Here is a 14,753-nt window from a genome sequence, read left to right on the forward strand (position 1 = left end):
ATTATTCACCTCTCATTTGATGGTATTTTTTCAAAGCTTCACCATTATCTATCAAAGTACTTGCGAGTTCTATGCCTTCTGCGATGGTATCCACTTTCTCTGCAACATAAAGGCTTAAACCTGCATTTAAGACAACCACATCACGTCGACTTGAGCGATCATTACCATTTAAAATATTCAGTGTGATTGCTAAGTTTTCTTCAGGTGAACCACCTTTAAAATCACTATTCGGTGCATATTTCAAACCATAATCAGTCGCATTTAATGTGTAATTTTTGATTTCTCCATCTTCAGTCAATTCATATATCAAATTATCACCAGACAACGTTGCTTCATCCATACCATTTGCGCCATGTAATACGATTGCACGTCGTCTACCTAAATCTTTAATCGTTTTAGCAACTAACTTTAACTTTGTAGGATCAAAGACGCCTACCATTTGATACGTTAAGTGATATGGATTAATTAATGGACCCACAAGGTTTAATATTGTAGGCTTTCCAATCATTTTTCTAACTGGTTGCATATACTTCATGATTGGATATGATTCAGTTGCACCAATGAATACAAGGTCTTTTTCATTTAATTGGTTAGGTGTATCATCAACAGTTGTTGTTTGTATCTTCATTTGATTTAACAAATCCGTACTACCTGAATTTGAGGTAATGCTTTTATTACCATGTTTAATTACTTTAACACCAGCACTTGCTACGACAAAAGCTACAGTTGTTGAAATGTTGAAACTATTTGACTTGTCACCACCTGTGCCACACACACACATAGCCCCTTCATAACATGGTTGATGTGGGTACATTGTATTAATTAAACTACGTACAATATATGTCAATTCTTGTTGTTGAATTTCTCGTTCCGAATACGAACTCAATAATTCATATTTTATATCGGTTCCGATACTTGGAGAAATAAGTATGTCGATTAGCTCTTTAATGTCGCTTTCAAGTAATATAGTTTCAGTTTTTATTCTTGTTAGTAATGTCATGGTTTTCATCCTTTCTTCACTAGATTAATAAAATTTGTAATTATTTTGACACCATAGTCTGTAGCAAATGATTCAGGATGGTACTGAATACCATAATGCGGTCTTTCTTTATGCTCGAATGATTGTATACAGTCATCAGTACGTCCAGTAATTTTCAACGCTTCTGGAAAATTATCGGGGTTACTTATTAATGAATGATATCTCATAATTGAAAACTGTTCTGGTACATCTTGATATAACACTTTGTGAGTATTTGAAGTGATACTTATAGTATCAACTTTGCCGTGCATAACCTTGTCGCCTTTAATGACTTCTCCACCGTAATAACAAGTCAGTGCTTGAGCACCTAGGCAAATACCTAAAATGGGTTTATCTTGATAGGATGAGATAATTTTCATTAACTTTTGGTCGTCTAATGGATGCCCAGGACCAGGAGATATAATAACAGCGTCCACCGATTGATTCAGCACATTATCATCATCAGGGTATTGAACAATGACGTCAGTATGTTGAGCAACAATATCCACTAGGTTATACGTAAAGGAATCATAATTATCTACAACTAAAATCATGGGCTCACCTCCAATAAGCTTTTAGCTTTCAATTTCGTTTCATTCAGTTCTTTTTCAGGAATAGAATCATATACAACGCCACAACCAGCTTCTACGTTGATATACTGCTCATCTATCATCATCGTTCGAATTGCTAATGCAAAATCTAAGTTATGATTACAATTTATGTATCCAACACCACCACTATAAACGCCACGTTTATGTGGATATTGTTCGTAAATTCTTTCGATTGCACGTAATTTTGGTGCACCTGAAACGGTACCTGTTGGTAATAAATTCGCAATAACTGTCATTGGCGATAAATTTTGATTTATTTCACCTGTGACTTCACTTACGATATGCATAACATGTTCATATTTTTCAATAACCATTAATTTAGTAATTTTTGAGGTGCCGATTTTACTTACTCTATGAATATCATTACGTCCTAAATCAACAAGCATACGATGTTCACTACATTCTTTAGGATCGTTAAGTAGTTGTTTCATATTCTCATTATCTATTTGTGTCGTCTCACCACGTTGAATCGTACCTGCAATAGGATTAGTTGTTACAATTTGATCTTTGACACTTACGAAACTTTCGGGAGAACTACCGACAATATAGGGTTTATCGATATTAAGATAATACATATATGGACTTGGGTTTTGTCGTTTTAAATTTTGATACAGTTGAAACGAAAGTTGATTTAAATGCTGATTAGCATGATGCGCATATTTGTAAATTCTTGATGGCACAACTTGGAACATATCCCCTTCTGCTATTTTCTCTTTGAAATACTGTATCATTTCGATAAATCTTTCTTCAGAAATGTTTGATTGAATTTCTTTAGTTTTAAAATCAAAATCTTGTGTAGGCATGAATGGTTGGATTTTAGTTAAGTCTTCGATTGACTTATTAACTCGATTCTCAAGATCTGATTTTGTTGAATTTGAAAATTGATTTGTCGCGATGATATATAACTCATCTTTGTAATGGTCAAATACATAAACTTGTTCAACCATATATAACCGTACATCGTGCTGCTTGTGATCTTCTAATTGTATTGATTGCAATTTAGGAAATTCATGTCTTACTAAATCAAAGCTACACGTCCCAACATATCCAGATATAAACGGTAATGGCTTAAGTTGATTATCTTGAATATTATGATAGTCTTCATTTATTTTAGTCGTTAAATAATGATACGGTCTTTCAGTGATTTGATACGACTCTTTTAAAGTGCTTACTGATAATACATCGTTATCTAAAGTTAAAGTACCGTAGATATCAAATATCACTATAGAATAGCGACCCTTAGTTTGTTGTTGATTTGTACTTTCCAAAATGATCTTCTTGGAATGAAGTTGTGCTAAAACTTCAGGTGTTACATTTGCTTTTATTTTTTTATAGAATACATCCATTCTTTGCGCTCCTTTCTAAAAAAACGTCAGCATCCTTATCAATATAAAGGACGCTGACGCGTGGTACCACCTAAATTAACCGAATATTCGAAATATTCATAGTTCACTCTTTACTATATATAATTTTTCTGTTGCAGACAAAACCCAATTTCATTAATCTCGGTGTTAGTTCACATCACCCACTAACTTTCTGTTGCTACCTTTAATTAACTACTACATTTTGTCTAAATAAAAAGACACCACATAACGCATATACCTGTAAGGACGCGTTACCGTGGTGCCACCTTAGTTAACATAATTCATGTTCACTTTCAAAACTCATTCAATTGTTTTCCAAAGTCCAATTCACAAGATATGGCGTGCTAATTCCCATCACCCATTAGCTTTCTATTTGCTACGTTTCATATCTGCTACTATTTCTTTAGAAAATTCTAATTATTTTTATAGTTCATTATATTACATAGGTCGTTCACATTTGTCAACACTAATTGTTTACTCAATTGGTGATAAGCAATATGCATATAATAATTTCTCTGTCGCTTTAATAGAATCAATATGTGTTCGTTCCATTGCATGAGATGATTCAATGCCAGCCCCAAATAAACCATGTCTGATATCCGCACCAGCATGTAAAGCTGCTGAAGCATCTGAACCATAATATGGATATATGTCTACTTTATATGGAATATTATTTATTTTGCAAAGATTAACTAGGTGTGATTTCAGTTGCTTATGATATGGACCTGAAGCATCTTTGGCACAAATAGAAACTGTATATTCATCCGATGCTTGACCGTCTCCCAACGCGCCCATATCTAATGCAATATATTCTTTGATTTTCGAATCAATTGATGCATTTGCACCGTAACCTATTTCTTCGTTATTAGAAATATAAAATTGCGTTGTATGTGGTAATATTATTTGCTCTTCTTTTAATTTCTTTAGTAATTGTAGTATCATCGCTACGCTAGCTTTATCATCTAAATGACGAGATTTAATAAAACCTGATGACGTGATAACTGTACGTGGATCAAAGCTAACAAAATCACCTACTGAAATACCTAAACTCTTTGTATCTTCTTCTGATGTAGTTACTTCATCAATTCTTATTTCCATATGCTTTTGGTCTCTAGGTATTTCATGATTATTTCTATATACATGAACACTTGTTTCATGCAGACAAATGGTTCCTGTATATATTTGGCCAGCATCAGTTTTAATTTGGCAATATTCACCCTCAATCGCGTTATACGTGAATCCTCCAATTAATTCTATTGCTAAGCGCCCATCTTCTTTAATTTCTTTAACCATTGCACCTAAAGTATCAACATGAGCAGTAATACAGCGTTGTACTTCATCATTTTTGCCTGGCACTGTTATTAATAACGCACCTTTATTTGTTAGTGTTGTTTGATAACCTAAGTCTTTTGCATATTTTTCGACAAATTGAATTGCTTCTTCTGTGTCTCCTGAAGGACTATTAATACCTGTTAATGTTTTAATCATTTCTAATATTGGTTCCATTGATTTACCCCTCCGTTGCCATTGTGTTACTATACTCTTTATTGTAGATGATTTATATCCGTTTATCTATTAATGCTATTATCGATTTTTATTTACTATTGCACTGTGTCAACAGCTCATTTACAATGTTATTATTCTGAAAATTTCGAAATAAGGTGATTTATATGACAACAGTTTTATTTGTTGGGCTTGGGTTAATTGGTGGAAGTCTTGCTAGCAATATAAAATACCATAACCCTAATACTAATATTATTGCATACGATGCAGATACTTCTCAGTTAGATAAAGCTAAATCAATCGGTATTATTAATGAAAAATGTTTAAATTATAGTGAAGCTATTAAAAAAGCCGATGTAATTATTTATGCAACACCTGTTGCTATCACAAATAAATATCTTAGCGAGCTTATAGATATGCCAACTAAACCTGGTGTTATTGTTTCTGATACTGGTAGTACTAAAGCAATGATACAGCAACACGAATGCAGTTTATTAAAGCATAATATTCATTTAGTCAGTGGTCATCCAATGGCTGGTAGTCATAAATCCGGTGTACTAAATGCTAAAAAGCACTTATTTGAAAACGCTTATTATATTTTAGTCTACAATGAGCCAAGAAATGAGCAAGCAGCAAACACGTTAAAAGAACTGTTATCACCTACTCTTGCTAAATTTATTGTAACTACTGCTGAAGAACACGACTACGTAACAAGCGTCGTAAGTCATTTACCTCATATCGTTGCATCTAGTTTAGTTCATGTTAGTCAAAAGAACGGTCAAGAACATCATTTAGTCAATAAACTTGCAGCTGGTGGTTTTCGTGATATCACTCGTATAGCTAGTAGTAATGCACAAATGTGGAAAGATATCACCTTGAGTAATAAAACGTATATTTTAGAAATGATTCGACAGCTAAAAAGTCAGTTTCAAGATTTAGAAAGACTAATTGAAAGCAATGATTCTGAAAAATTGTTATCATTTTTTGCCGAAGCTAAATCGTATCGTGACGCACTGCCCGCTAAACAACTAGGTGGACTAAATACTGCGTATGATCTATATGTAGATATTCCGGATGAATCAGGTATGATAAGCAAAGTGACTTATATCTTGAGTTTACATAATATATCTATAAGCAACTTAAGAATCTTAGAAGTACGCGAAGATATATACGGTGCTTTAAAAATTAGTTTCAAAAATCCTACTGACCGAGAACGCGGTATGCAAGCATTGAGTGATTTTGATTGTTATATCCAATAATTATTAAGTCTCTTTTGATAAATTCCATGTATTCTTAGATATTATTGTGAAAATCTATTGTGATATATGAAATATTTATCTTTAGAGACTTATTTTATACGAATCACAGTTATATATTACTTAAACCGTATAGTCATTACATTTTATGTCCAGCCATTAAACCTAATCTGCCGTGTTTTGTACCTGCTTCTGTAAACGATACTGCTTTGGACACAATACCTTTGCCGTATTTCAAATGTAATTGGTCTATCGTTTTAGCTAGACATTCGTCACGTTTGCGTTGGTATTCATCTTCAAACAGACTTAACTGTCGCTCATCCTCATTAATAAATTGACTCAAAGATATACTTAGCGTACGATATAGTGCTTGTTTATTACATAATTCATCTGCGAAATGCATTACTACTTTATAAATATCTTTTTCTAAGTTTGTTGGATCTTTCAAAGTATATTGCTTATGTACACCGCCTTCATCACTATAGCCAAAGGCAAAATGTATCGTTCTTGCCACTTTTTTTCTTGCTCGAACTCTGCTAGCAACATCTTCAATTAACTCTTGCATTACTACTTTTGCTTCGTCAAAATGATAATCTCTCATTAATATTTGACTTTTGCATATCGATGGATTGCTAATCTTATGCTTTTCACGTACTTTACTCTGATCTATCCCATTCGCATGTAGATGCATATCAACACCTAAAATACCGAACTCTTTTTTTAAAAATTTATATGGATATTTTGCTAAATCTCCTATAGTAAAAATCCCTCTTTTATTCAATTTGGCTTCTGTTCGACGATTAATACCCCCAAAATCTCTCAAGGGCTGAATTGGCCATAATTTCGTTGGTACATCTTGATATCGCCATTCAGCTATACCATTTTGACTATGCTTCGCTTCAACATCCATAGCAATTTTACTTAATAACATATTAGAACCAATGCCCACAGTACAATAAATGCCTGTTTCTTCATAAATTTCACGTTTAAGTCTTTCGCAAAATGCATGTACTGTAGAACTAAATCTATGATAGCTATCAGTAACATCCATAAAAAATTCGTCAATACTATATTGGTGTAAATCTTCAGGTGGAATATAACGCAATGCAATCTTAGAAATAGCAACTGAAACATTAAGATATTTACGCATACTTGGATTGATAATGTAAATATCATTTCTATGTGGTATTTCAAACAATCTCGATCCTGTCTTGATGCCTAATTCTTTTAATTTAGGTGTCGCAGCCAATACTACAGAACCCTGACGCTTAGTATCTGCAACAACAGCTAACTTTGTTTCTAATGGATCTAGCCCCTTTTCAATACAAGAAACACTCGCAAAAAAACTTTTTTGGTCAATACATAGAACATCCCTATCTTCTAATAAATGATAATTATACACTGTTATTCCTCCCTTACTTGAATTCCATTATATACGAACACTTGTTCTATTTCAACTATTCCCGAACAAGTGTTCTGTTATTTTGCAAATGAATTTTTAAGTATTACATGATATACTCAAATTAATAATGATTAGGAGGTTTGGATGATGCCAATCGTCAATGTAAAATTATTAGAAGGTCGTTCGGATGAACAATTAAAAAATTTAGTTAGCGAAGTAACTGACGCCGTAGAAAAAACAACGGGGGCAAATAGACAAGCAATTCACGTTGTTATAGAAGAAATGAAACCAAACCATTATGGTGTGGCTGGCGTAAGAAAGTCAGATCAATAATTCTTCATAAGATGCATGCCAATTAATTCTTTGAAAACGAACAAGGCGACTTCTATCTGAGTATGATAGAAATCGCCTTGTTTATTTTTAATTTTCATCTAAAAAGTCTTTAATAGCTTGTTTATTTGTGTTTTTATTAATCTGTAATGCACTACCATCAGTATTTGTATTGACATCTTCGTATGAGTTCTTGATTGGCACAGTCAATGACTTAACATCTTTTTCACCTCGGATACCAAAACTCAAACCTGTTTGGAAAATCCCTGAATCAGGAATGTTTGTATTCACATAGCCTCTTAAAATACCTGCAACTTTTGGTAATTTAACAACTGTTCTAAAATTAACCATTTCTTTTTTCAATGTTTGCATCACTTGTTGCTGACGTCGCACGCGTCCGAAGTCACCTTCAGGGTCGTGACGGAATCTTGCATAACCAAGTAATTCTTTACCATTCAACCTATGGTTACCCTTTTTCAAAGATACACCAATATTTTTCGACATATCTTTTTCGACATTAATTGGTACACCTTCTGGCATTAATTCATCAATCATTTTCTCAAATCCAGTAAAATCAACTACTGCATAATATTCAGGATTAATTCCTAAATTTTTATCAAGTGTTTTTCTAAGTAGCTCTGGACCACCTAAAGCGTATGCTGAATTAATTTTGTGTTTTCCATATCCTGGAATATCTGCATAAATATCACGCATGACAGACATCATTTTCATCTTTTTATTGATAAAGTCATATTGAACAACCATGATAGAATCTGTTCTTGATTGTCCACCTTGTGCTTTATCTGCACCGAGTACAAGAATAGAAATTTTACCATCATTTTTTACTGGTCCATTAAATTGATGTACTTTAACATCTTTCGCATGTTTCTTGGCATATTCTACACCGCTATTGTAACTATGTACAATATATACAACTAATGCGATAAGTAAAATTACAACAATCAGAAGAATGATAGGTAATTTCCTAATTTTCTTCTTCTTTTTTCGCTTAGGCGCCGAAGTGCGATGTTCACTTTGACGTCTATATTCGTTGTCATTAGTTTCTTTATCCATATTTACCTACCTTATATCTTCAAAAATAGATTTTTGTGTACTATAATAATCACATATTAACGTTATATAAAAACAATTCAAAAAGCAAGTGATTTCTTAATAAATCGTACTAAGGTCTAATGAAAGGATGTCAAAAATGAATATTAATACAGCTTATTTTGCCGGAGGTTGTTTTTGGTGTATGACGAAACCATTTGACACCTTTGACGGCATAGAAAAAGTAACTTCTGGATATATGGGCGGACATATTGAAAATCCTACTTACGAACAAGTAAAATCAGGTACGAGTGGTCATTTAGAAACTGTTGAAATTCAATATGATGTTGCATTATTCTCATACAATAAGTTATTAGAAATATTTTTCTCAGTCATTGACCCATTAGATACAGGTGGTCAATATCAAGACCGTGGTCCTCAATATCAAACAGCTATTTTCTACACTAATGATCATCAAAAAGAACTCGCTGAGACTTATATCGAGCAGCTTAAAAATACGATTAATGCTGATAAGGCAATTGCAACAAAAATATTACCCGCGTCACAATTTTACAAAGCCGAAGACTATCACCAAGATTTTTATAAGAAAAATCCAGAGCGCTATGCAGAAGAACAAAAAATACGCCAAGAATACAAAAATAAGCAATAACATTTATACTTGATGAAACTAATTGGATTGATAATAAAAGTTAGGCGACTTAACTTAAGCTCATTTCAATATTAAAATACGGTACAGATAGGAAACTTAAATATTCTTATCTGTACCGTTTTTTATAAATCATTCTTTATAGAAACCAAAAAATCCAAGCGCTTCAGGCATAACTGTATACCTTTTAGCACTTGGATTTTTATTATTTGTGACGTATTACACGCATTACTTTAGAAAGTGATTCCCAAAGTGAATTATCTTTACGATAAACTAAAAAGCGTGGTTCCCAATTTGGATTATATTTAGATTTATAACGACGTAATCCTTGGAAACGATATAGACCGTTGAAATGTTCAAAGACACGGCCTGCAAGTCGTTCTCTTAAATATGAATAATGCAATTGACCAACATTTGATAACGTCGCCATACCCATATTGAATTTCGTATAGCCTTGCTCTTTACTCCAAAGTAACATGTGCAAGTATAATCCATCCATTAACGGTAAATCTAACTCTGGCAACCATCTAATTAAATCGACTGAAATGGCATCATTAAAGTATGTTGGCATTAAACTACAAAATGCAATTACTTCATTATTTTCATTACGCATCACACCAATTGGCGCTTTAGATAAATATGTTTCATTAAATTGACCAACAGAGAAATGCATTTCCTGACGATTATCTAACCACAAATCACTGACATGTTGAAGTTCATTTATAAATTCAGTTGAAAACGGTGGTTCAATAATTTCGAATGAAATATTAAGTTCATCGAATTTGTTTAAAGTCGCTCTAAATCCACGGCGTTTTTTACCTGAAGTTGAAAATTGCGTTAAATCAATAATTGCTTCTTCACCTAATTTGAAAAATTGGTTACCGAAATTATGATATAAAGGCATGTGTTGATCTGTAACTTGATAGAATATAACATCATAGCCTAAATACTCAGCGTAATTATAGAATGCTTCTAACAATTCATCAAAGGCATTTTCATCACCGATTGGATCGCCAAGAACCACTAATGAACTTGCTTTATAACGATACATTAAAAATGCTGTTTTATTTTCATTAGTGAAAAACTGCTTGTCACCACTATATATCAAGTGACTCAAATAATTACCGCCATACTGATTAATAATCTCTTCGCAATCTTCAATTTTAGAAGAAATACGTACTTTGCTAAATTGATAATCAAACAACCATGCAATCATACCTATGATGATAGCGATGATTAAAATCGTAAGCCAGAAGTAATAGCGCAATACAGATGTATGCATTTCAATCGTATAAATATCTAATGCATATAACGTTCCAGCAATAAATATATGGTTAACATATAAAATAAATAAACTGAATAAAAGCATTGCAACTATATTTCTCATTCTTACTGGGCGTTTTAACCTACGTGCTCTACGGAAAGCTACAATAAGAAGAACAAAAATAATAGCTAACCATGTTATTAAAATATATGAAGCGTAAGTGAAGAATGTCGCCACTGTGATTAATAAAATTGAAATCATAGCAAAGATGATGGCACGTCTACTTTGCTTATAAATACCAACTACATTCAGTAAAAGTAATAAACAAGCACTAGTATGAATTGCCAATAAAATATAATACGTTAAGTGATTTCCATCATATAAAGCATCGTAAACAATCGTTAAGTTATTTACAAAAAAGATCATACTTGTAAAGAATACTAAAATTGCTAATGACAATGATGGAATTTTAGCAATAATATCCTTTTGATAAGACATTAAAAATGACGTAACATCTTTAGCAGGGATAAAGTATTTAGATCCCTCAATATATTTCTTAGCTGAAGTACCAAACTCAAATGATGAAAGGATTAATGCAATAATCACTGGTACGAAATAGTACGCAAAGCGATAAAGTAGTAGCATTAATAATACTTTTTCCTCAGGGACACCTAAAGTTTTAAATCCTAGTAATACAACTAAATCGAAAGCGCCGAAACCACCTGGAATAAAGCTGACTAATCCAGATAATGCAGCAATAATGAATATTGCAATAAATGACATAAATGAGACATGGACGTCAACTATGACACCACAGAAGTATAATACAACTGCAGCAGCTAACCATTCCACACATGACACTAATGTACAATACAAGCCTACATAACGATTGTTTTTATCGGGCGGTCTAACCATTGAATAAATAATGAATAATGGTAAGAAAAATGACACTACATATAATACCCATCTTACCCATGTAATCTTATCTAAAATTAAAGATGCATCGAAAACATGGAATACAATTAACAATGATAATAAGCTTAAACCTGTCAACATTGAAATAAGTATTAAGGATATAAAGTGAACTAATTTCTTTTTATCATGCGTATAGTTTTTATAAACCATTGCTCTAACGCCTGCACCAATAAAGCCACCGAAACCTACAATCGCATTCAATGCATTGATGATATAACTCACTCTTAAAACTTTGCCTAAGGATATATCCATTTTTAAAGCTCTAGATAAAATCACATCATACATTGATAGAATAACAAGCGATGCCCCACCACCAATAAATAGTAAAACTAAGGACATACGGTTAATCTTACTAAATTCAACCAACGTATCTTTAAAGTTAATACCAGGTAACTCCCGATACAATGTGATTACTACAAAAATAAATAAAGCTGTAGCAAACGTAATTTTTAAGATTGAAAATATTTTGTTTTTAACTTCCTGATTCATTTTTTCACATCAATTCTAATTATTTCTGTTATAAATCAAAATATATCATATAAACCATAAAAATAGCATATCATTTACCTTTGATTTATATAACACTTTTGTCATATTGACATCTGTATTAAGAAGTAAATAGAAAATAATTCTATCTCAAACAGAACAATATGGTTATCTATACTGATTCATATTTAACATAAAGAAAATGATGAATCAATACTTATGAAAAATATTATTAAATAACAGCCAATTATGAGTGCTTCTTAATATATTAAAAATACCACTTGTTTTTATTTTCGACATAATAATGAAGTACTAATCAAGTGGCAAATACTCGTTTCATTATGCACGTGCTTTATAAACGGCTAAACTTTCGTAAAAATTTATAAACTAAACATGTGCTGATAATCATAGATGTGAGTCCCCAACATTATAAGCACCATAAAAATACCAACAAACGTATAGTCTATTGGTATTTTTAATTACTTATTCAACTATTTTATTACTTTCTTTAATATCATATTCACCTACATCATTACCATAGAAACGATTGTATCGACGTTTAAATAATTGGAATAAATGAGTAACTAATACTTTTAAAATAGCATATCCCGGAATACCTAAAATAACGCCTACAATACCAAGCAATTTGCCTGCACACAGTAAAATGAAAATGATTGTAAGTGGATGAATCTTAAGTGTTTTACCCATGATATTTGGTGAAATGAAGTGCCCTTCAACAAATTGTACTAAAGTCCATACTACTGCTAATTTTAAGAGCATCCACGGCGATGTTATAGCAGCTATTACAATAGCTGGTGAAATCGCTATAGTAGGCCCTAAATATGGCACAACACTTGTAACTGCCGCAATACTAGCTAATACTAAGCTATATTTCAACCCGATAACCGAATAACCGATAAACAACAGTATACCGATACAGAATGAAACAATAATTTGTCCTTGAATGTATGAACCCACTTGAACACTCATTTTTTCAAGTAGATCATGAAAATCTTTTCGGAATTTCGGTGGCATAATATTCGTTGAAAATTCTTTGAAGTGATGTCCATCTTTAAGCATAAAGAATAGTACAAATGGTGTTGTGACAATTACAACGCCAATATTAGCAATCGTTTCTGCAAACGTTGCAATTTTAGACCCAAAGCCATCTGTAAATTCACTTAACATAGATGGTATTTTCTTAGGTAAAGAATTTAACCAATCATTAATTTGACTATAATACGAAGAGAAAAACGTATTATTTGCTATTTTATCAATAGAATTAATTAATTTTTCTAGATATTGCGGTGAATTTTTAACTAAACTATCTACTTGCGAACCAATAATAGGTATCAATAAATTAACAATTAACGTAATAACACCTACTACAGCTAGATAAATAATAGAAATACCTGCAACTCTTGGTATTCTATAACGCTCCATCATATTTACGATTGGGTTAAATAAATAGAATAGAATTAAAGAGACGATGATAGGTGCTGCTATCGTCTTAAAAACGATGATAAAAGGATCAAAAACGTATGATACTTTTTCGAAAATAAAAATAACAATACCCAACAATACTAGTGCTATTAATGAGAAGACTAAATCATTCCCACCAACAAACTTCATATACCGTGATTCGGTAAATTTTAAAAAGTTCTTTCTTATATTCTTTTCATTTTCATTCAATTATAGATTCACCACCACTTAAAATATTCATAAGATGTTGTATAAAAACAGTCCACTTATGTAAAATTACTAACATCAATGATACCATACAAATACCCTTTACAGTAACGAAACGCCCGTGTAATACACTTAATTTAGGATTGATTAATCCTTTCTTCAAAATGATGAATGTGTAATGTTAAATATATAATTTCAGACTCACTGATATTAACATCAAATTGTTTTTGTATCATAGTTAAAATTTTATATGCTGTGTTATAGCAAATCGGATAGTGATTTTTAATCATAGACACAAAATCATCTTGTGCATGTATATATTCTTTTCTTCTTAATCTGCGAATTAAAAATTGTACATGTCTTATAAAACGTTGGTATTGTAATGATTCCTTATCAACAGTTGTCACAAGGTCTGATTCAATGATATCTATACCTTTTTTAATAACATTATTGATCAAAGTCATCTCATGCATAGATAAATCTTCTGTGTTAGATGCAATATGTAATGCAATAAATCCTATCTCATCTTCAGGAAAATGTACATCTAATGCTGCATTTAACTGATCAATCACCTGTTTAGCAATATGATATGCATCACTATATAACTGCATAGTTTCCATAACAAATGGATTGCTAATAACTTGATTTTGTTTTAAACGTTTATATGCAAATATAATATGATCCGTTAATGAAATTACAAGTTGTTTTGAATCAACATTCATCGCAGTATTAGAAATAAAATTTAACGAATCAATAATTACTTGTAATACATTGTCATCAGCGATTTCAACTAAACTTTTATAATGTGCTTTTTGTTGCTCACTCTCTAATTTATAAATTTTCTCTATTGTAATAGTTTGGTCGTTTAACGCCATTCCCTCTTTTTTGTTAAAACCAATACCTTTACCGATTAAAATAACTTCTTGATCATTATTAGTACATACTACGACATTGTTGTTCAATGTTTTAGTAACAATATATTCTCCCATTATCATCACCTATTTTTCTATTATTAAGATTATATATCGGAAATGTCTAACTTGAAAGTATAATAATTTAAATACTTGTGTTCTATTACACGCCTATCCTATATGATATATCTTAATTTAATTTCGATGCCTCTCAAAGTGGAATAACT

At 31.8% G+C, this 14,753-nt stretch carries 13 protein-coding genes; 3 read left to right on the top strand and 10 right to left on the bottom strand.

Annotation, left to right across the window (positions count from 1 at the left end; genetic code table 11):
• Position 1: 1 nt before the first annotated feature.
• The 4 genes from trpD to JV528_RS10915 all read right to left on the bottom strand — a co-directional run bounded on the left by trpD (position 2) and on the right by JV528_RS10915 (position 4,499).
• A complete protein-coding gene (gene trpD / locus JV528_RS10900; RefSeq protein ID WP_000173827.1) occupies positions 2-1,000 on the bottom strand; it encodes an anthranilate phosphoribosyltransferase in 999 nt (332 codons plus the stop codon).
• A 5-nt stretch (positions 1,001-1,005) separates the two neighbouring features.
• A complete protein-coding gene (locus JV528_RS10905; protein WP_000604805.1) occupies positions 1,006-1,572 on the bottom strand; it encodes an anthranilate synthase component II in 567 nt (188 codons plus the stop codon).
• Positions 1,569-2,975: an anthranilate synthase component I gene (locus tag JV528_RS10910; protein WP_000382439.1), complete on the bottom strand. Its 1,407-nt coding sequence runs from the start codon at positions 2,973-2,975 to the stop codon at positions 1,569-1,571. Before JV528_RS10910 ends, JV528_RS10905 begins: the two co-directional genes overlap by 4 nt.
• A gap of 492 nt (positions 2,976-3,467) precedes the next feature.
• Positions 3,468-4,499, bottom strand: coding sequence for a M42 family metallopeptidase (locus JV528_RS10915; RefSeq protein WP_000433354.1), 1,032 nt, complete (start codon positions 4,497-4,499; stop codon positions 3,468-3,470).
• A gap of 164 nt (positions 4,500-4,663) precedes the next feature.
• On the opposite strand from JV528_RS10915, the gene JV528_RS10920 reads away from it, so the two are divergent.
• Positions 4,664-5,755 (top strand): prephenate dehydrogenase, encoded by a 1,092-nt coding sequence (locus JV528_RS10920; RefSeq protein WP_000214271.1) that lies wholly within the window; start codon positions 4,664-4,666, stop codon positions 5,753-5,755.
• A gap of 136 nt (positions 5,756-5,891) precedes the next feature.
• Here the strand turns inward: JV528_RS10920 and JV528_RS10925 are convergent, their stop codons facing one another.
• Positions 5,892-7,154, bottom strand: a complete 1,263-nt coding sequence (locus JV528_RS10925; protein ID WP_000283030.1) for a Y-family DNA polymerase — start codon at positions 7,152-7,154, stop codon at positions 5,892-5,894.
• A 147-nt stretch (positions 7,155-7,301) separates the two neighbouring features.
• Here JV528_RS10925 and JV528_RS10930 point away from each other — a divergent pair, with 147 nt between their 5' ends.
• Positions 7,302-7,487 (top strand): 2-hydroxymuconate tautomerase, encoded by a 186-nt coding sequence (locus JV528_RS10930; RefSeq protein ID WP_001123276.1) that lies wholly within the window; start codon positions 7,302-7,304, stop codon positions 7,485-7,487.
• Between the two features lie 87 nt (positions 7,488-7,574).
• Here JV528_RS10930 and JV528_RS10935 read toward each other — a convergent pair whose 3' ends face one another.
• On the bottom strand, positions 7,575-8,558 hold the full coding sequence (locus JV528_RS10935; protein ID WP_000356976.1) for an LCP family protein: 984 nt from the start codon (positions 8,556-8,558) through the stop codon (positions 7,575-7,577).
• 136 nt (positions 8,559-8,694) lie between these two features.
• Between JV528_RS10935 and msrA the strand changes: the two genes are divergently transcribed.
• On the top strand, positions 8,695-9,204 hold the full coding sequence (msrA, locus tag JV528_RS10940; protein ID WP_001024830.1) for a peptide-methionine (S)-S-oxide reductase MsrA: 510 nt from the start codon (positions 8,695-8,697) through the stop codon (positions 9,202-9,204).
• A gap of 202 nt (positions 9,205-9,406) precedes the next feature.
• Here the strand turns inward: msrA and mprF are convergent, their stop codons facing one another.
• From mprF to glcT, 4 genes are all read right to left on the bottom strand, one after another.
• Positions 9,407-11,929: a bifunctional lysylphosphatidylglycerol flippase/synthetase MprF gene (gene mprF / locus JV528_RS10945; RefSeq protein WP_204177670.1), complete on the bottom strand. Its 2,523-nt coding sequence runs from the start codon at positions 11,927-11,929 to the stop codon at positions 9,407-9,409.
• Positions 11,930-12,409: 480 nt separating this feature from the next.
• On the bottom strand, positions 12,410-13,618 hold the full coding sequence (gene cozEb / locus JV528_RS10950) for a cell elongation protein CozEb (RefSeq protein WP_001004752.1): 1,209 nt from the start codon (positions 13,616-13,618) through the stop codon (positions 12,410-12,412).
• Positions 13,611-13,778, bottom strand: coding sequence for a hypothetical protein (locus JV528_RS10955; RefSeq protein WP_001788758.1), 168 nt, complete (start codon positions 13,776-13,778; stop codon positions 13,611-13,613). The genes cozEb and JV528_RS10955 overlap by 8 nt, the downstream gene beginning before the upstream one ends.
• Positions 13,753-14,604, bottom strand: a complete 852-nt coding sequence (glcT, locus tag JV528_RS10960) for a glucose PTS transporter transcription antiterminator GlcT (RefSeq protein WP_000505013.1) — start codon at positions 14,602-14,604, stop codon at positions 13,753-13,755. Before glcT ends, JV528_RS10955 begins: the two co-directional genes overlap by 26 nt.
• Between the last annotated feature and the right edge of the window lie 149 nt (positions 14,605-14,753).

It is taken from the genome of Staphylococcus sp. GDB20D11A (genome assembly GCF_016893255.1).
In the GTDB taxonomy this organism is placed as follows: domain Bacteria; phylum Bacillota; class Bacilli; order Staphylococcales; family Staphylococcaceae; genus Staphylococcus; species Staphylococcus aureus.